The sequence below is a fragment of the Arthrobacter sp. Z1-9 genome, assembly GCF_054792695.1.
The window spans coordinates 1,899,771-1,918,768 of the sequence record NZ_CP096456.1 but is presented as its reverse complement, the minus strand read 5'-3'; the positions used below and the strand labels follow the sequence as shown (position 1 = coordinate 1,918,768).

Below are 18,998 nucleotides of genomic sequence, written 5' to 3'. Positions count from 1 at the left end.
ATATAAATATCGTGCACTTGGCAATGGCCACCTGCCGGCACCGCCCCTGTCGTCAGAACGACGTAATCACGCTGCGCGCGATCGCCCCGGACTCCTGGAGCCGGTAGGCATCGTTGATCCCCTCGAGCGCGATTTCCTGCGCCACCAGGTCATCGAGGTTCAGGCGGCCCTGCAGGTAGAGCTCGGCATACCTGGGAATATCCCGGCGTATGTTGCTCGAACCCATGTACACGCCCTGGATGCGCCGCTGGGAGGCGATGAGGGAGCGCAGCACGTCCACCTCCAGGGGCGCGCCCTGGGGTATGCCGATGAAGTACGCGCCGCCGCCCACTCGGGTCATCTCGATGGCCTGAGCCTGCGTCAGCCCGAGGCCGATAGCCTCGAAAGAGTGGTGCACTCCCCGCCCGCTGATCTGGCGCACCTTTGCCACGGCGTCCTCCTCACCGGAGTTCACTACGTGGGTGGCACCGAAGCGCGCTGCCAGCGTGAGCTTGGCCGGATGCACGTCCACACCAATGATGGTGGTGGCCCCGGCGATCCGGGCCCCGGACAGGATGTTAAGGCCGATGCCGCCCAGGCCGATCACGGCCACCGTGTCGCCGGGCTGGACCTTGGCCGTATTGACCGCCGCGCCCACGCCGGTGATGGCCGCACAGCTGAGCACGGCCGCCTGGGGGAAGGGCAACTCCCTGGGGATCTTCACCAGCGAGTTGGCATGGCAAATGGTGTACTCGGCGAAGGCGGCGACGCCAAAAGCGTGCACATCCCTGTTGTTTCGGCGCAGCTTGGACCCTGCAGTGCGTGGCCGGGACACTTCGCCGGGATTGACGCAACGGTAGCTGTGGCCGGCCAGGCACTCATCGCAGTGGGCGCAAAACTTCACTTCGGAGCCAACAACATGGTCCCCTACGGCAAGGTCCCGGACCTCAGGTCCGACGGCGGCCACAACGCCGGCCATCTCATGTCCAACAACCATGGGAAGCGGGCGTCCGCGGTCAATTGAAGCGACCAGCAGATCCGAGTGGCACAGGCCTGCAGCCTTGACTTCCACCAGGACTTCGCAGCCTACGGGATCACCGATGCTGATCTCTTCCACATCGAAACGGCCGTTGATTTCGTTGATGACTGCAGCTTTCATCCTGGACTCCCTTGTCTGGTGAGGAGCGGGCCGCTCACCGGCAAATAATCGATAATTGGTGGATTTTGCACTTCACGCACCACTATATTTGTATTTGTGGGCCGCGTCACGTCCATGCCGGCAGGTCCGGCTCACTTTTCGAGGGGAAACCAGCAGGAATGAAAGCAGCAGTAATTGACGGTGTGGGTCAGCAGTTCCAGGTACAGGACGTCGACATTGCAGGTCCGGTCGGCCGTGAGGTGCTTATTGATGTCCGCGCCAGCGGCTTGTGCCACAGCGATATGCATGTGGCCGGAACCGACCTGGGTTTCCCCATGCCAGCCGTGCTCGGCCACGAGATCGCCGGTGTGGTAGCCGAAGTAGGCCCGGACGTCAAGGAGTTCCGCGTGGGTGATCACGTGGTGTCATCGCCTATCCACAGTTGCGGCCACTGCCGGGGGTGCCTGACGGGCCGGCCCTATCAGTGCCGACATCCACAGGAAACGCAAAGGACCCCGGGCCAGGGCCCGCGGCTGAGCCGCAGCGGTGAGGCGCTGACGCAGTTCATCGGCGTCGGCGGGTTTGCCGAACAGGTGCTCGTCCATGAGAACACCGTTGTTTCTGTCAGCAAGGACGTCCCTTTCGACCGTGCTGCGCTCCTGGGCTGTGGTGTGGTGACGGGGGCCGGGGCAGCCATCAACTCGGCCCGAATCCGCCCGGGAGATACTGTTGCCGTCATTGGCTGCGGTGGGGTGGGCCTTAACGTCATCCAGGGCGCCGCCCTGGCCGGGGCGCGCAGGATCATCGCGATCGATTTGCAGCCGGCGAAGCTGGAACTCGCCAAGGTGTTCGGCGCCACGGACGTCGTCAATGCCGGGGAGGCGGACTGCGTGCAGGCGGTCAAGGACCTCACCGGCGGTGGCGTCACGTGTGCGTTTGAAGTCATCGGCTTGAAGCAGACGGCGCTGGATGCCGTCGCCATGCTGGACATCGGCGGAACGGTGTTCCTCATCGGGGTCCAGAAACCGGAAACCCTCCTGGAACTGACGCCGTTCGGCGACTTGATGGGCAAGCAGAAGGGCATCCGCGGCGTGGCCATGGGCTCCACCAACCTGAAAATCGACATCCCGATGTACGCGGAGCTCTACCTGCAGGGCCGGTTCAAGCTGGATGAGCTGGTTTCCAAGCGCATCTCCCTGGACCAGATCAATGAAGGCTACGACCTGCTGCGCGGCGGATCAGTGGCCCGCTCGGTGATCACCAGCTTCTGAGATCCGCCAACATCCGCCTTAACGCCGGTGGAGCCGCCCCTTCGGACGGCTCCACCGGCGTTTTCGGTTCAGTAGTATTTTCTTCTTGCAGGGACCTAGCGTCGCGGACGCAGTTCAGGCTCGACGGCGGCGGTACGGCTTCCGGTTTCACTCACCTTATGCAGTGCCGGGCACTTCGGATCGAAGCGGGGCACGGGCTGGCCTTCGGGCGTCCGGGCCACGCCGTCTGCAACAAAGCCGAGCAGGAGTGGCCGGAGCCGGTCCGACACGTCGTCGAAGACCTCCGCGGGGAACCCGTCGAGCATCGGGGCATCCTGCCAGTCGGCGCCGTTTCCGAACAGGAAAGGCAGTTCAAAGCAGTGTGGGCTGCCGGCGCCGTCCAGCCTGCTGCGCACGGAGAACCGCAGCAGCGTGGCGGGAATCCCGGCCTGTTCCGCCCGGCCTGCCAGCTCGGTGGCGGCCAGTCGGAACTGGTGCAGGCTCATGGCCTCCACAAGCTTCGCGTGGTCCGTCCCCGAAGGATGCCGTTCTTCGATGAAGGACGTGGCCTCGGCGGCTGCTTCGAAGTGCGCGCCGACAAAGCCGGCAAGCTGTTGCGCGCCGACGGCCTGGACGGGAAGGGCGTGCAGGAACGCGGCTGCTTCATCGTCGGTGCTGCTCAGCAGCAGCGCGTCCACATGCATTGCGGCCGCCGCGGCCTCGAAGTCCATCGCCCAGGACGGAATGAGTTCCCCGTCCGCTGCCGGCATCAGGCCGAGCCCCCTGCCTGCATAGGCCTTGGACACCGCGGTCTGTGCGGCCAGGATCTCCCCCGTACTGTGGCCGGCACCGCCGCCATCGCCCAGGGCCGCGGCAAACAGCCTGGACCGATCGGCGAACTCGGACCCGCTCAGGGGAGGCTGCCAGGGCAGGCTGAACAGGGCGGTCCGGTTGAACAGGCCGCGCGCCTGCCCCGCAAAGCTCAGAACGTACGCGTACCACGCCCCGGCGGAGTGGCCCGCCAGGGTGGTAGCTTCGGGGTTGCCGCCGAACGCGTGGATGTTCCGGTGAATCCAGGTCAACGCCTGCAGGATGTCCCCGGCCGCAAGGTTCCGCGGGCCAGGGGCTGCGGCGCCGCCTTCGCCGTTGAGCAGACCGAGCGCTCCGAGCCGGTAGTTGACGGTGACCACCACTGCATGGCCCTCCCGGGCCAGCCGGGCGCCGTCGTACCAGCGCACGTTCCCTGCGCCGCTGATGAAGGCTCCCCCGGGCAGGAAGACCAGCACCGGAAGATCCTTTGCGCCTTCGGGCGCCCAGATGTCCAGCAGGAAGGAATCCTCGTCCTGCGGCATCCGGGCCAACGCGGGGCCGAGCAGCCAGTCCAGCGATCCGGGCGCCTGCGGGAACACCGTCGCAGGAGCCTGGGGCCGCTCCGGTGAGGGATCACCCAGCGCGGAGAAGCGGTCCTCAGGATCCAGCCGCTGACCGTAACGGACGCCGCGGACGCTGATCACGCCGTCGTGGGTTTCCACTTTGTACAGGGCCTCCCCGGCGCGGATGCCCGTAAGCGGCTCTGTTGCGGCGGTGCTCATGCGAGCTGGTTGTAGTCGTCGAGGTTCACGGTGCGCGTGATCTTCCAGAAGTCCAACACGGGGTGGGGCCAGATCTGGGACACCCGGCCGAACTTGTTCTTGTACCAGGTGTGAACGCTGGGTTGCCCCCACGCCTTGGTGGCGTTTGCGGCATCCAGGCCGGCGACGAACTCGTCGAGTACTTCCTGCTTCAGGTCCAGGCCCTTGAGGTCTTTTTCAAAAATGAGGCGCAGCGACCCCAGGATGTATTCGACCCCGTATTCGATCATCGAATAGAGGCTGCCGTTGACGACGTGGCCCGTGTTGGGGCCGGTGATGATGAACAGGTTGGGGAAGTTCGGAACGGTCAGGCCGGCGAAAGCCTTAGCGTCGCCGCCCCAGTATTCGTGCAGGTCCGTGCCGTGCAGGCCCGTAATCTGCAACGGCTCCAGAAACTCGGAGGCCTGGAAGCCGGTGGCGTAGACGATGATGTCCACCTCGTGGAGCACGCCGTCCTTCGTGATAATACCCGCGGGCGTCATGCGTTCAATGCCCTCTGTGACCAGCGTGGACTGGTGCTTCTTCAGCGACTCGGCCCAGACTCCATTGTCCCGGAGCATGCGCTTGCCGCCCACGATGTAATCCGGGGTGACCTTGGCGAGCAGGTCCGGGCGGTCCTGATACTGCTCAGCCAGGATGTCGGTAAGGCCTTGGCGCCACTTCGCGTTGACGGCGGACACACTGCCGGGCTTGTCCCAGCCCGGCTCCGCCACGGTGGTGTGCTGCCGGCCCTCCACACCGAGCCAGTGCTGCCAGAACCGCAGCCACTGCCCGTAGTGCGGGAGCTTGCGGACCAGCCACTGGACAGAGTCCGGCATGTCCGCGTAGTAGCCCTGGGTGGGCAGCATCCAGGGTGAGCTGCGCTGGAATACGGTCAGCGAGGAGACCTGGTCAACGATTGCCGGGACGATCTGGTAGGCACTGGCGCCGGTACCGATGACCGCCACCCGCTTGCCCGTGACATCAACGCTGTTGTCCCACTCGGCAGAGTGCATCTGGATGCCGGCGAAGTCCATGCGTCCCTGGACGTCGGGATACTTGGGCCGGTCCAGCTGGCCGACGGCGGAGAGCACGGCATTGAACTGGCGGCTGACCGGCCGGCCGGAAGCATCGATGATGTCCACGTTCCACAGGCCCGTGGCCTCGTCATAGGTGGCGGACGTAACCTCGGTGTTGAATTCGATCTCACCGAGGATGCCGCCGCGCTCGGCCACCTGCCGGGTGTACTCGAAAATCTCCGACCCCTGCGAGAACTGCTGGGGCCAGTCGTCACGCTGGGCAAAGGAGAAGCTGTAGGCGTAGTTGGGGGTGTCGAGGCGTACTCCGGGGTAGGTGTTTTTCCACCAGGTGCCGCCGACTGTGTGGCCCTTTTCGAACACGGTGTAGGGAATGCCGGCCTGCTTCAGCCGGTAGGCGGCCGCCATCCCGGAAACTCCGGACCCGATGACGGCCACGTTGAACTCCCGGCCCAGCGCGATGTCCTTGAAGTCCCACTTAGGCTTGCCGCTCTTGCCCTCAACGAGGGCCATGTCATGCATCAGCATGGGGTGGTACTCGGGGTTGGCTGCGTTGGTGATCCAGGTGATGATGTCATCGGCCTCGGCCTCAGTCAGGAGACCGACGCTGGTCAGCTGCTCGTCCCGCACCCGCTTCAGGGCAGCAAAAGCCAGCTCGCGCGCCTGCGCCTGCTGTTCGGAGCTCATTCCGCCATGCGGCATGCCTACGATGTCCGCGGGCGGCTGCGGCGGCCGAAGGTCCTCGCGCAGCAGGGAGAAGTCTTTCGTTACTGCCGCCAGCGCCACCATGAGCGCCGGAAGGTCCGAGGCGTCCACGATCTTCTGCAGGAACTCGTCGTCTTCCGCGATGGGCTCATACCGGTCCCGCCAGTAAAGGTCGTCGACGAGGTGCTCCTCACGGGTCTGGAGGGGTTCGGTGGTGGAGTTGGTCACGGCGGTTCTCCTAGGTAATGACGGGATCTGTTGTGATCAGGTCCCTCCGTATGCTCAATCCAATTCTAAAGTGGAAATTGCATAAGTCAACGAACAAAACATAATTTGCTTGGCGGTACAATAATGCACATGTCGAAAAGTATTGAGTCTGAGACTCTCAGCACGCAGATCCGGGACTCGCTCCGGGACGACATCCTGGCCGGCCGCTGGGCCGCGGGAGACAAGCTGCAATTGGTGGCACTTACCAAGCACTACAAGACCAGCAGCACCGTGATCCGCGAGGCCCTGACGCGGCTGGTGGGAGACCGCCTGGTAGTACTCAAGCCCAACCGCGGGTTCTTCGTTCCTACGCTTTCTTTGGACGAGATCAAGGACATCACTGAGCTGCGCTGCGTCTCGGAGGAGTTCGGGATCGGGCTGGCCGTCAAGCGCGGTGATCTCGCTTGGGAATCGGAGCTCATCGCGGCCCACCACACGCTGGAACGCACCCCCTACCGTGATGAGAGTGCAAACGGCGAGCTGACGGAGGCGTGGGACCGCGCCCACCAGGCGTTCCACGCCAAACTGCTAGAAGCGTGTGGCGTCCCGGTGCTGATCGACCTTGCCTCCACCCTGTCCGACCTCGCACAGCTGTACGGCCGCTGGGCAGGCCGGGCCACCCGCAACATGGACCGCGACATCGCCAAGGAGCACCGCGACATCATGGCCGCGGCATTGGACCGGAACGCCGACGCCGCGTCCCGGCTCCTCCGGACCCACTATGAGACCACGCTCAAAGCCATCCTGAAATCCGGTGTCGAGAAGGAAGCGGCCGAGCGGGGGTTGGAGAAGACCAGCGCCTAGGCGCCCGGCGCCGAATCCAGAAGGCACTCAGAACGCTGAAAGCCCTCCGGGATCCATCGAGTCCGGAGGGCTTTCAGCTGTGACCTGACCGGACTAGTGGTCCCGCAGGCGGTGCAGGATGCGCGCCCGCGCCTCCACAAAGCGGGGATCGGCCTTGGTTTCCACCTGGTCGCGGTGGTCACCGAAGCCGGTCTCAATCAGGTCCACCACCGTGGCTGGCTTCTCCGCCAGGACAATCACCTTGTCAGCCAGGTACAGCGCCTCATCAATGTCGTGGGTCACCAGGATGATGGTCACACCGAGGGTCGACTGGAGATCGATCACCAGGTCTTCGAGGTCAAACCTGGTCTGTGCATCCACCGAAGCGAACGGCTCGTCCATCAACAGGACCCTGGCGTTGTAGGCCAGCGCGCGGGCGATGGCCACGCGCTGCTGCATGCCGCCGGACATTTCCCACGGGTACTTGTGGCCCTGGCCAGCCAGGCCCACCGCCGCGAGGTTCTTTTCCGCGGCTTCATTCCGCTCTTTTTTCCCCACACCGCGGCCCTGCAAGGGGAAGGCCACATTCTCGAGCGTCGTCATCCAGGGCATGAGCGAACGGCTGTAGTCCTGGAAAACCACAGCCAAGTCCCGATGGGGGCCGTTGATGACTTCCCCGCCGACGCTTACGGTACCGCTCTTGGGCTGGATAAGCCCCGAGAGGCACCGCAACAGCGTGGTCTTGCCGACGCCGGACGGACCGACGATGGAGACGAATTCGCCGTCGTTCACTTCGAGGTTCAGATCGTTCAGGATCTTGTTCTCCGAGTCACCGACGCCGTAGCTCATGGTCAGCCCTTGGACCTGGAGCAGCGGCTTCGTTGCCACCTGCACTTCCTCGGGCGGTGCCTGAATGGCCATGGGAGCTCCTTCATTTTTCTGTCTGATCGGGGTGGTCATTTTGCGCCTGACTTGAAGTACCAGCTCAGGATCCTGCGTTCAAGGACGACAAACAGGAGGGAGAGGATGTAGCCGATGACGCCGACGAGCAGGGCACCTGCCCACGTCTCCGGCACCATGAAGGTGGCGGAGGAGTTGAGGATGTAGAAACCCAGGCCCTTGTTGGCAGCGAAAAGTTCGCTCACCACCATCACCGTGATGCCGATCGGAAGCGCCACCCGCACGCCTGCCACGATCTGTGGCAGCGCTGCCGGCAGGATCACCTTGCGGAAATGAAGCCCACGGGGGATCCGGTAGACCTTGGAGAACTTGCGGATAGTCGGTTCCACGCCCAGGACGCCGTCGATGGTGTTCAGCAGTACCGGCCACATGCAGGCAAAGGCGATGGTGTAGATCTTGGGCCCCTGTCCTATTCCGAATGCGCCGATGATCAGGGGAACGAGGGCCGCCTGGGGCACGGAACGGAAGAAGTGGATAACCGGATCCACGATTTCCCGCAGCCGTTTCGTCTCGCCGAGGATCAGTCCCCCGATGATGCCCACGGCCACGGCGATCAGGAGCCCGGCAGCCAGATTGGTCAGGCTGTAGGTGGCCCCTGAGGCGATCACGCCGTTGGAGAGGTCCCGGCCCAGGCTGACCAGGATCGACTCAAGGGACGGGATGAAAACGTTGCTGCTGCCGGCCGACACGGCCCACCAGACGGTGAACACAACAACGATCAACCACGTCCGCTCCAGTACGTTCAGAGCCAGCTGTGCAGAACGGCTGCGTCCGCCCTCCCTCTTTGGTGTCCTGGCCCGGGAGGCGGTGTCCAGCTTTGGTTTTGAGCGAAGTGCTGTATCAGTCATTGGTCTGCCTGTTCCATTTGAGGAGCCGGCCTTCGGCGAAATTCAAGAGGCCGGCAATGCTCCAACCCACCAGCCCGGCGAAGAAGAGGTATGCGAATGCCGAGTCCCACCGCTGGGCCTGCTGTGCCAGGGTTATCTGCCGGCCGATCCCCGGCGCCTGGCTGAGCACCTCGACGCCGACGGCGACAAGAATGGCGATGGATGCCGAGATCCGGATTCCGGTGGCGATGAAGGGCGTCGCGCTTGGAAGGAGGATCCGGCGGAACCGCAGCAGGGCGGGAATCTGGAAGGTCCGGACCGTATCCGTCACCGCAGCGTCCATCCGCCGGGCACCGTAGATGGCCTGTACCAGCACCGGCCAGAGGCAGGACAGTGCGACTACGACGGTTTCCATCTGCGCGGTGGCGCCAAGGAGCATGATCACCACCGGCATCAGCGCCAGCACCGGAAAGGAACGGCCGAAGTCGATCAGGATCGACGTGGAGCGGTCCAGCGCGCGGATGGATCCGATCAGCAGCCCGAGGACGGTTCCGGCTGCAACGGCAATGAGCCAGCCGCTGACGGCAGCCGTCATGGTCTGTGCCAGCGCTGACCAGAATGTCGCTGAGGTCAGCGCAGTGCCGATAGAGGATGCCAGGGCGGCAACCCCCGGTGTCATGGAAGGCAGCATGCCGCTCCAGATGACCACCTGCCAGATGGCCAGGAGTGCAGCGATCGCCAACAGCCGCTGGGTGGTCAAACCCCAGTCCAGCGACTTTGTGCTTGTCTTCATATCAATGTCTCCGTTGTATTCCTGATGCGCTGGGGCCCTACTTGGTGAAGCGAGGGGCGTCGGCCCAGAGCATGGCTTCAGCGGTCAGCGGCTTGGTGACGAACCCGAGGTCCTTCATGGCGTCGATGCCGGCCTGTCCGGTGGCGAGGTTGATGGACGTATTCACCGGAACGTAGGACTTGGGGTTTACCGTGGATGCGTCCACTTCCTTCACCCGGGCAGTGATGTCAACGATGGCCTGGACATTGGCCGGATCTTCGTAGAAGGCGGCGGCCTTGGTCATGGCGTCATTGAACTTCTTCGCTGTTCCGGGGTTGCTTGTGAGCCAGGCGTCGGTGGCAGCCCAGACCGTGACGGGCATGTTGCCCTGGAATTCACGGACCGGGCTGGCGATGCTCTTGAAGCCTGCATCAATCAACTGGTGGTAGTAGGTGTCCGCTACGAACGCCGCATCAACCGTTCCCTGCTCCAGGGCGGCCTGCATGCCTGCGTACGGAATGGCGATCTCGGTGATCGACTTGGGATCGATTCCCGCCGCGGCCGCAGCCTGGAGCATGGGGATGTCGCCACCGGTGTTCACGCCGACGACGGCCACATTCTTACCCTTCAGGTCAGCGACACTGTTGATGCCGCTGTTTTTGGGGATCAGGATTCCAGAGTTGTCAGCATCCGGGTCAACGACGCCGTTTCCGGAGATCACCTTCACCGGCATGCCTTTCGCCGTGGCGGTGGTCATCACGCCCCATGACGCCGTGGTGATGTCCGCCTGGCCGCTCACGGTCTGGGCCAGGTTGGCCGAAGGATCGGCGCCGGGAACAATTTCCACGCTCAGGCCCACCTCATCGAAGTAGCCCTTCTCCTTGGCGATATACGCCGTTTCGAAGTGGAGGGGAGCGACGACAACCTTGATCGCGGATTTGCCTTGCGAGCCTCCGCCGGCATCTCCGACCGCGCTGGGCGTGCCCGACGTCCCGCAGGCCGCCAGCGACAGGAGGGTAAGCCCGGCGACAGCCGGCGTCAGGACCTTGGTCAACAGTGAGTGAAGGTTGTGCTTTTTCATCCAGAAGCTCCTCATTGAGTACAGACGCAATAAATGCATAATTTCTATAACAATGTATCTTGATCTAAGTGATGTGGCAAGCATCACAGATTGCATAAACAGTCAGCCCCGCACAACGCCTCCCGGAAGGAAGCCAATGACGCCTCTTACCCAGCCCCTCCCAACCACTGCCCGGCCGGATCTGCTGGACGGGCCCCTGCGCCTGCTGATCGACGGAGCATGGGTGGAAGGAGGAGCGGAACCGCTGCCAATCACCAACCCCTCCACCGGCGAACATCTGGTGGACTCCGCGTCCGCGAGCGTCGATGATGTGGACCGTGCGGTCCAGGCCGCCCGCCGGGCCTTCGACTCGGGTCCGTGGCCGGCAATGTCGCCGGGCCAGCGGAGCCGGCTGATCTGGGAGCTAGGAGAAGCCATCGACGCCGCCGCGGACGAGCTGGCCCTGCTCGAAACGCTCAATACGGGCAAGCCCCTGGGCATTGCCAGGGCGTTCGAAATCAGCGGGGCGGCGGAATCTTTCCGGTACAACGCGGGATGGGCCACGAAGCTCAACGGCGAAACCCGGAACGTCTCCCTGCCCGGCGAATGGCATGCCTACACGATCCGGGAGGCCATCGGCGTTGTGGGTTTGATCGTTCCCTGGAACAGCCCGCTGGCCATTACCGCTGCCAAAGTGGCTCCCGCCCTGGCGGCAGGCTGCACCGTGGTGCTCAAGCCAGCGGAACTGACGCCCCTGACGGCGGTCCGGCTGGGTGAACTGGCTCTTGAGGTGGGCTTCCCGCCGGGAGTGCTAAACATTGTCCAGGGCCTCGGTGCCGTCGCGGGGCAGCGGATCGCGGACCACCCGCTCGTGGACAAGATCTCCTTCACCGGCTCGACGGCCGTGGGAAAGCACCTGCTGGCCTCGTGCGCCGGCAACCTCAAGCGCGTCTCGCTGGAACTCGGGGGCAAGTCTCCGGTGGTCATCTACCCGGACGCGGACCTTGAGCGGGCCATGGACGGGGCGGCCATGAGCATCTTCGGAAACACCGGCCAGGTGTGTGCTGCCGGTTCGCGCCTCTACGTCCACGAGGCTGTGGCGGATGAAGTGATCGCAGGGATTTCACACCGGGCCACAGCATTGCGCGTCGGCGCGGGGACCGATCCGCAGGCCCAGATCGGTCCGGTGATTTCGGCCCAGCAGCGCGAAAGGATCCTCGGCTACATCCAGAGCGGCCGTGACGAGGGCGCAGAGTTGGTCACCGGTGGGGCCGCACTCCCCGGGGACGGCTTCTTCATCCAGCCGACCATCCTGCGCAACACCACACATGAAATGAAGGTGGTGCGCGAGGAGATCTTCGGGCCCGTACTCTCTGCGGCGACCTTCCGTGATTCGGACAGCGTCGCGGACATCGTGGCGCGTGCCAATGACACCGATTACGGGCTCTCCTCCACGATCTGGACCAAGGACATTTCCAGGGCCCACCAGTTTGCACGCAGGATCAAGGCCGGCAACGTGCGGGTCAACGCCGCAGGCGGGATGGATGCCAACATGCCATTCGGCGGGTTCAAGCAGTCCGGCTGGGGAAAGGAGAACGGCCGCGAGGGCGTGGAAGCCTACACCGAGGTCAAGTCGGTAGCGATCAACATCAGCAACGTGTAAGCATAAGGGCAGGCCGAAGGGGCCGGATGCTGGCCAGCCAGCATCCGGCCCCTTCCGCCGCTAAGGACAGTCCACCTACCGCGGGAGCACCGACTCCTCGGCGCCGGCGAGCGTCTCGGCACCGACCTCGCGGTACCGCCGGGGCCAGACGCCCTGCTTTCCCGGTGAAAGGATGCCCTGGGGATCCAGGGCGTCCTTCAGCGTCTCCTGGAGGCGGCGGATGGCGTTGTTGTTGTAGTCGAAACCGTCGGCAATGGCGTCCATGTAGTCCACATGGCTGCGGTAGGGCGCGTAGCCGTGGCTCCGTGCGGCCGCCAACAGGGCGGCGTAAAGTGCCCGCGCGCGCGCCAGCTGTTCCTGGTTGTCGTTTTCGAAGAAGATCATTGTCACGTGCACCATGTGGCGCGGATACAGGTGGTAGCCGATGTAAAGGTCGAAGCCGAACTGGCGGTACAGTTCCTTGGCCTCCCGGTAAAAGGCCCACACTTCCTCCCCACGGGCAGGAATGATGGGAGCGGCGTCAATGTGCCCGCCGTTCTCCGCCGCCCACGCCACCGTGGACAGCGGCTTGAGCGTGGGCACCCCGGCCATCTGGGTGCGGTCAATGTCCGCGATGTCCGCATATGCGACCTGCATGCCGTCAGCACCTTCATAGAGGCGGGCCTTGACGGTGAAGCCCTCGATTCCGGCGAAACGTTCCCGGATGATTTCCAGCCTGCGTTCGGCAAGCCCCTTGTCGCCGTAGATCGCGAACTTGGCGTTCCACTGGCCGATGCCCATCTTCTGGCGCATTTCTTCCAGGCGCTCGTCCGGGATGGACCCCTCCCCTTCATACCAGCGCGACCGCGGCCCGTTCATGGTGGCCGCCCGCACCACGTTGCCGCAGAGGGCGTTGTTCTGAATGACGTCCTCGCGCCGGAGCTGGGTCAGGATGTCGACCAGCTTGGGCATGTCCTCCTCGCGCTCCACGACAACATCGCCGTTGATGTATACGTCAGGCCAGGGCATCAGCCAGAGACCAATCTTGGTGACGATGCCGAGGTTTGACTGGGTGAAGATGCCGTCCAGCGTGGGGCCGAATCCGCCCTTGAAGATGGGCCCAAGTTCCGTTCCTTCCATGGCCCACATTCCGGTGCGCACCAGTTCGCCGTCGGGAAGGATCACCTCCATGCCGCAGATGGACTGCACATGGTCACCCATGGGCGTCATACCGTAGCCGCGGTCCAGCGCGTTCCCGACGATGGAGCCCCAACCGAGGGCGGGAACGGACATCCACAGCTTCAACTCCTGCTCCTGGATGTGTTCGAAAAGGTCAAAGAAGCTGACGCCGGGCTCGATGACGGCGTAGTTGAGCTGGTCATTCACTTCGATGATCCTGTTGAGGCGGCTCAGGTCCAGTGCCACCATGTCCCGGGTCCGCGGTTCCGGCCCTCCGTAACCCAGGTTCTTGCCTTTGGAGAAGGACCACAACGGAACGCCGGTGCTGTTGGCCAGCCTGACAATCTCCTGGACCTCCTCCACCGTGCCGGGGCGCACGCCCGGCCACTTCGCCCGGCCAGGGTTCAGCGGGTACGGATCAATGTAGCCCTCCTTGGGCGTGGCGCGGACAACATTGTCGGCACCCACCACAGCCTCTGCCTGGTCAAGGAATCTTGCTTGCGCGTCCATTTACGTCACGTCACTTTCGGGAGAGGTTGCCGCCGCCGCGGGATTGACTCTGGCGCCATCGTCGTCGCCGTTTCTTTCATCATGACAAGCCGGGTTCATCAAGTAAATGACCTATTTCTGCTGTTGGTTATCAGTAAAATCGACAATGTGAACATCACCCTGAACCCCTCGATCACACTGCGTCAGGTCCTCCACTTTGTGGTCGCGGCGGAAACCGGAACCATGAGCGAGGCGGCACGGCGGCTGCATATGGCACCGTCGGCCATTTCCATGTCCATCGCTGAACTCGAGCGGATCGTCGGAGCTCAGCTGTGCATCAAGCGCAAGTCCAAGGGGCTCACCCTGACATCCACGGGCATCGTCGTATTCCGGCAGGCGCGCCAATTGCTTGACCTTGCCGATGAAATCGCGTCGCTGTCCAAACGGGACAGGACGGACATCCGGGGTCCACTGACGGTGGGGTGCTTCATGCCACTGGGGCCCACCATCATTCCGCCGATGCTGGCCGACTTTGCTGACCAATGCCCGCATGTCGAGGTCGATTTCATCGAGGGGTACCACGAGGATCTGCAGGAGCGCCTGCTTGCAGGTTCCATCGACGCCGCCTTCGTCTACGACATGGACATTTCCCCGGCCCTGAAAACAGCGCCGCTGCTGTCCGTGGAGCCCTACATCCTGCTTCCGGCGGACCATCCCCTGCGCGAGTCGGAGGTTGTCTCACTCAGGGATGTGGCGGCAAGTCCGCTGATCTTCTTCGACGCTCCGCCCATTTCCACGCGGGTCCTTGACATGTACCGCGACGCCGGGTTGACTCCGGAGATCCGGCACCGCTCCCGCAGCTACGCTACGGTCCGGTCGCTGGTAGCCAGTGGCCGCGGTGTTGCCGTGCTCTTCCAGCAGCCAATGCTGGACGCGCCATATGAGGAGCTGAAGGTTGTGCTCAAGCCGGTTGCGGAACCCCGTATCCATACCCGCGCCCCGGCCACCGTTTCACTGGCCTGGACGCGGAGCATGCGGTTGAATACCCGCGCCCAGGCGTGGGTGGATGTTGCCGTCGAACGCTTTGGTTCTGCAAGCTCATAAGCGGGCCCTGAGCGGCCCGTCTACGCTGACGGGCGGGAAAGCCCGAGGTTCTCACGCAGGGTAGTGCCCTCATACTCGGACCGGAAGTACCCGCGGTCCTGAAGTTCAGGCACCAGCTTGTCGCAGATGAGCTTGAAGCCGCCCGGGTTAAAGGGGGCGTTGAGGTTGAAGCCGTCACAGGCCTTGGACTCGAACCAGTCCACCATGCGGTCGGCCACCTGCGAGGGTGTGCCGGCCATCCACTGGTGCCCGGTGGAGCGGGCAAGGTCCACGATCAGTTCGCGCAGCGTCATGCCCATGTCCACGCTCTTCTTGCGGTAGATCTGGTAGCGGCTTCCCATCCGGGGGTCGTCGGAAAACCACTCCGCGGGGATCGTTTCATCGAATTCCAGCTCGGAAAGGTCCATCTTAAGGTCGGCGCCCACCTGCTTGCGGCCGTTGCCGAGGTGGACGTAGCCTGCCAGCTCGTTCGCCAGGTCCTGCGCTTCCTTCTCGGTGTCGCCCAGGATCGGCAGGATGCCCGGGATGACTTTGACGTCGTCGGGGTTCCGGCCCTTCTCGGCCACCATGTTCTTGAACTTGGTGTAGAACTCGATGGAGGGCTCCTTAAACGGCTGGGCGGTGTAAATCCCGTCCGCCACGGACGAACCCAGGTCCATGCCGGGACCTGAAGAGCCGGCCTGGACCAGCACGGGCCGGCCCTGGGGTGACCGCGGCATGTTGATCGGTCCCTCGACTTCAAAGAACTCGCCCTTGTGCCGGATGGCCTTGAGCTTGCTTCGGTCCACGTATTCGCCGGATTCCCTGTCCACGATCACGGCGTCATCGGACCAGCTGTCCCAGAGGCGCTGCACCACGTCCACGAATTCGGTGGCCCGCCGGTACCGCACGGCGGGGTCGGGAACGTCCTCAACGCCGTAGTTGCTGAATCCGTCCGAGGACGTGACAATGTTCCAGCCTGCCCTGCCGTTGGACATGTGGTCCAGTCCGCACAGCTGCCGGGCCAGATTGTACGGCTCGGAAAATGAGGTGGACATAGTGCCGATCAGGCCGATGTTCTTCGTCCTCGCGGCCAGCGCGGCAAGTACCGTCATCGGTTCGTAGAACCCGTTCATCTTGATGTCGCCCCGCATGACCGTGTTGGCGTGGACGATGTCGCCGAAGAAGACGGCATCAAGTTTTGCGGCCTCGGCCATCGCGGTCAGATCTGCCACGAACTCCAGGTTCCCCAGCTCTTCGGCCCGGCTTCCTTCCATTCGCCAGCTGTCCTTGTGGTATCCCGCCGGCAGCATGAAGGTGGTGAGCACCATGTGATTCTTAGGCTTCATTGCCTGGTTCCTTTCGTGATGGGCGCCGATCCAGGCGCCTTCCTGCCTTCAGCATGGCAGTCGTCTGTTCCCGCGTAAATGCAGAAGTTTCAGCACAATAAGTTCAATAAAGCTGACAATGGTGCTTAGAAGGCATGAACCAAAACGACGAAGGCTAATGTGCCGTCCCGCTTCGGTATGTGCCGTGGGGAAGGCTTAGGGGGCGTCGAGCTTGACGCGTGAGCCCTCAGCCGTGAGGCGTACTGCTACGAGGCCCGCCGCCAGGATGGCGATCCAGAACACCGCCACCATCCATATTCCGCCACCGGCTGCAAGAACGAGGCCCGTGGCGATCATGGGCGTAAAGCCCGCCCCGATCATCGAGGCTCCCTGGTAGGACAGGGATGCTCCTGTGTAGCGGACCCCGGTGGGGAACTGCTCGGAGATGTAGGCTCCGATGGGTCCCGCCAGCGCCCCCTGAACCAGTCCGTTGCCGACCACCACTGCAACCGCAAACCCCCAGAGGGTCCCGTTCGTGAGCAGCATGATCAGGGGAAAGGCGAGGACGATGGCAGCCACGCCCGCGCCGGTAAGGACTGTGCGCCGCCCGATTCGGTCACTGAGGCGGGCGGTGTAGAAGCAGACTGCCACCGTTACCACGGCGGCAACTCCCTTCCAGTTCAGGACTCCGGATCGGTCCACGCCGCTCCCCACAGCCATGGAGACGCCCCACACGGTCAGCAGTCCCTGGCAGGCGTAGAATCCCAGCGTTGCCACGAGTGTGACCACGACGAGACGCGGATGATTGCGGAGCACCTCCAGCAGGGGCGGGTGCTTGACTTTAGCGGCTTCGGCATCGAGCTTCTGGAAGACCGGTGTCTCTGCCACCCGAAGTCGGATGATCATGCCGATCAGGATCAGGAGGGCACTGAGGAGGAAGGGTATCCGCCAGCCCCAGACCAGGAACTGGTCCCCGGTCAGGGCGGAAACGGCGGAAACCACTAGCGTGGCCAGCAGGCCACCGGCCGGTCCGCCGGCGTTGGCGAATGCTGCGGCGAGGCCGCGCTTTTTCGCGGGCGCGTGTTCCAGGGCCATCAAGGTGGCGCCTCCCCACTCCCCACCAACTGAAATGCCCTGGATGACGCGCAGGAGGACCAGTATGATCGGCGCCGCAACGCCGATCTGGGCCGTGGTGGGCAGGAGCCCGATCAGGACGGTCGCGCCGCCCATCATGAGCATCGACAGCACCAGCATCTTTTTCCGGCCGATGCGATCGCCGAAGTGCCCGAAGACGATGCCGCCGAGAGGCCTGGCGACGTATCCGGCCGCAAGGGTCGCGAAGGAGGCAAACAGGGAAAGGCCGGGGCCGAGGTTTGCGAAGAAGACCCGGTCAAACACCAGGGATGCAGCGGTGGCGTAAAGGATGAAGTCGTAGTACTCGATGATGCTGCCGATGAGGCTGGAGCCCAGGATGCGGCGCATGTCCTTGGTGTTCAGCGAGTCAACCGGGGCTGGCTTGCTGCTCGATGGCAGGTCGACCTGTTTCCGGCTTCTCTCTTGAGCGGTTTTCGGTTTCAACATGATCTCTTTTCGAAAGCTGTGAGAGTTCGGTGACCGACGGCGATGTTGGACCTATCCCGAAGCAACCCCTTCATGCGCTCTTTCAAGCATGACGCAGATCACAGTAGATGACCAATCAATAAAGCATAACCGTGGTGAAAGTATTTAATCCGTGACCAGCAGGGGTGCCGACGCGGAAGTGGACGTGGGGCGTTGCGGCTACCTCGGTGGTGAACGTGCAGCGCCTACCGGTGGAGGCTGCTGAGGAACCGGGGATCCACGGGGGCGAGCCCGAACTTGCGGAAATCCATGGGGCGGTAGGCGCTCCACATGTTGTACCAGTTCTCGTCCTCGCCCCACACCACCGGGGGACGGGAGTCGTCGTAAATCTGTTCCAGGTCCGTGTAAAGCTCAACGACAGCCCCGGAGGTCTCCACGTAGTATGCGGCGATGTTGTGGCCTGCGCCGTGGCGCACCGGGCCCCAGATCAGCTCCCGTCCCAGCTTGTTCAGCCGGTCACCGAGCTTTCCGAGATCGGAAATGCTTTGCGTCTGCCAGGCGTGATGGTGCAGGGTTCCCTCGCCGCGGACCAGGGCAATGCCGTGGTGGTCAGGGTTGCACCGCATGAAATAGGCAAAGTCGTCACCGATAACGTCCGAAAGTCGGAAATCCAGCACCCTATGCAGGAAGCGCATCATGCCGCCGACGTCCCGGGGGTGGAAGTTGAAGTGGCCGTACCGGTCCGGACCGAAGGACTGCTGAGGAGCGATGTTCTCCTGCATGCCTACGTAGATTTCGAAGACGACGCCCTCAGGCCCGATGAAGGAAAAACCGTCCTCAATCCCAACACCGCGGGGCTTGTTGCTGAGAATCGTGAAGTTCTCGTTCTCCACACGCCGCCGGATCTCCCGCAGCGCGTCGCCGCTGGCCGCGACCAGGCCGAACCCATCCACCCCGTTGACATCAGACTCGACGTAGACCAGCTCATGGTGGACATTACCGGCAGCAAGGTACACAGCATCGGAAGTCCGTTCCGTTTCACGGAGTCCAAGGATCTGGGTCGCGTCAAATACCGAGTTACTGAGGTCCGTCGTCTGAATGCTTACGTGGCCCATGGCGCTTATCAATCCCCAAGACATCCTTGTCTCCTACTCTTTAGCACGGCGCTAGCGGATATGTGATACCCACTACATCTCGGATAAAACAGTATCCCAAGTAGAATCGATTATCCACTGATAAAACAAAAAACGGCTGTGTTGCCGAGCGATTCCGGCGGCAGAGCCGAATACACCACCACCCAGTACCTAGGCATCCCAACCCCTACCTCAA

Annotated in this window: 15 protein-coding genes; 4 read left to right on the top strand and 11 right to left on the bottom strand. The window is 63.3% G+C overall.

Annotated elements, in window-relative coordinates:
• Nucleotides 1–52 precede the first annotated feature (52 nt).
• A complete protein-coding gene (locus tag M1D93_RS08775; protein WP_461174708.1) occupies nt 53–1,138 on the bottom strand; it encodes a zinc-binding dehydrogenase in 1,086 nt (361 codons plus the stop codon).
• 158 nt (nt 1,139–1,296) lie between these two features.
• On the opposite strand from M1D93_RS08775, the gene M1D93_RS08770 reads away from it, so the two are divergent.
• Complete coding sequence (locus M1D93_RS08770; RefSeq protein ID WP_461174707.1) at nt 1,297–2,388, top strand: Zn-dependent alcohol dehydrogenase; 1,092 nt, start codon at nt 1,297–1,299, stop codon at nt 2,386–2,388.
• A 95-nt stretch (nt 2,389–2,483) separates the two neighbouring features.
• Here M1D93_RS08770 and M1D93_RS08765 read toward each other — a convergent pair whose 3' ends face one another.
• Together M1D93_RS08765 and M1D93_RS08760 are read right to left on the bottom strand one after the other, a co-directional pair.
• Nucleotides 2,484–3,959, bottom strand: a complete 1,476-nt coding sequence (locus tag M1D93_RS08765) for a carboxylesterase family protein (RefSeq protein ID WP_461174706.1) — start codon at nt 3,957–3,959, stop codon at nt 2,484–2,486.
• On the bottom strand, nt 3,956–5,947 hold the full coding sequence (locus M1D93_RS08760) for a flavin-containing monooxygenase (protein WP_461174705.1): 1,992 nt from the start codon (nt 5,945–5,947) through the stop codon (nt 3,956–3,958). Before M1D93_RS08760 ends, M1D93_RS08765 begins: the two co-directional genes overlap by 4 nt.
• Nucleotides 5,948–6,076: 129 nt before the next feature.
• Between M1D93_RS08760 and M1D93_RS08755 the strand changes: the two genes are divergently transcribed.
• Nucleotides 6,077–6,790 (top strand): GntR family transcriptional regulator, encoded by a 714-nt coding sequence (locus M1D93_RS08755; RefSeq protein ID WP_461174704.1) that lies wholly within the window; start codon nt 6,077–6,079, stop codon nt 6,788–6,790.
• Between the two features lie 93 nt (nt 6,791–6,883).
• On the opposite strand, the gene M1D93_RS08750 is transcribed toward M1D93_RS08755, so the two are convergent.
• Genes M1D93_RS08750 through M1D93_RS08735 form a run of 4 tightly spaced genes read right to left on the bottom strand, consistent with a single transcriptional unit; the run spans nt 6,884 to nt 10,409 of the window.
• A complete protein-coding gene (locus M1D93_RS08750) occupies nt 6,884–7,690 on the bottom strand; it encodes an ABC transporter ATP-binding protein (protein WP_461174703.1) in 807 nt (268 codons plus the stop codon).
• Between the two features lie 35 nt (nt 7,691–7,725).
• On the bottom strand, nt 7,726–8,577 hold the full coding sequence (locus M1D93_RS08745; RefSeq protein WP_461174702.1) for an ABC transporter permease: 852 nt from the start codon (nt 8,575–8,577) through the stop codon (nt 7,726–7,728).
• The gene (locus tag M1D93_RS08740; protein ID WP_461174701.1) at nt 8,570–9,349 is read right to left on the bottom strand and encodes an ABC transporter permease; all 780 of its coding nucleotides are present in this window, start codon (nt 9,347–9,349) and stop codon (nt 8,570–8,572) included. Before M1D93_RS08740 ends, M1D93_RS08745 begins: the two co-directional genes overlap by 8 nt.
• Before the next feature lie 37 nt (nt 9,350–9,386).
• Nucleotides 9,387–10,409: an ABC transporter substrate-binding protein gene (locus M1D93_RS08735; RefSeq protein ID WP_461174700.1), complete on the bottom strand. Its 1,023-nt coding sequence runs from the start codon at nt 10,407–10,409 to the stop codon at nt 9,387–9,389.
• 136 nt (nt 10,410–10,545) lie between these two features.
• On the opposite strand from M1D93_RS08735, the gene M1D93_RS08730 reads away from it, so the two are divergent.
• Complete coding sequence (locus M1D93_RS08730; protein ID WP_461174699.1) at nt 10,546–12,051, top strand: aldehyde dehydrogenase family protein; 1,506 nt, start codon at nt 10,546–10,548, stop codon at nt 12,049–12,051.
• 75 nt (nt 12,052–12,126) lie between these two features.
• On the opposite strand, the gene M1D93_RS08725 is transcribed toward M1D93_RS08730, so the two are convergent.
• Nucleotides 12,127–13,719 carry an FAD-binding protein gene (locus tag M1D93_RS08725; RefSeq protein ID WP_461174698.1) on the bottom strand — a complete coding sequence of 531 codons (1,593 nt, stop codon included), beginning with the start codon at nt 13,717–13,719 and terminating at the stop codon, nt 12,127–12,129.
• A gap of 147 nt (nt 13,720–13,866) precedes the next feature.
• Between M1D93_RS08725 and M1D93_RS08720 the strand changes: the two genes are divergently transcribed.
• Entirely contained in the window at nt 13,867–14,802 is a 936-nt protein-coding gene (locus tag M1D93_RS08720; RefSeq protein WP_461174697.1) for a LysR family transcriptional regulator, read from the top strand.
• A 20-nt stretch (nt 14,803–14,822) separates the two neighbouring features.
• On the opposite strand, the gene M1D93_RS08715 is transcribed toward M1D93_RS08720, so the two are convergent.
• The 3 genes from M1D93_RS08715 to M1D93_RS08705 form a co-directional block, all read right to left on the bottom strand.
• Entirely contained in the window at nt 14,823–16,130 is a 1,308-nt protein-coding gene (locus tag M1D93_RS08715) for an LLM class flavin-dependent oxidoreductase (RefSeq protein ID WP_461174696.1), read from the bottom strand.
• 195 nt (nt 16,131–16,325) lie between these two features.
• Nucleotides 16,326–17,690, bottom strand: a complete 1,365-nt coding sequence (locus tag M1D93_RS08710; RefSeq protein WP_461174695.1) for an MFS transporter — start codon at nt 17,688–17,690, stop codon at nt 16,326–16,328.
• Between the two features lie 224 nt (nt 17,691–17,914).
• A complete protein-coding gene (locus M1D93_RS08705; RefSeq protein WP_461174694.1) occupies nt 17,915–18,808 on the bottom strand; it encodes a VOC family protein in 894 nt (297 codons plus the stop codon).
• Nucleotides 18,809–18,998: the final 190 nt, after the last annotated feature.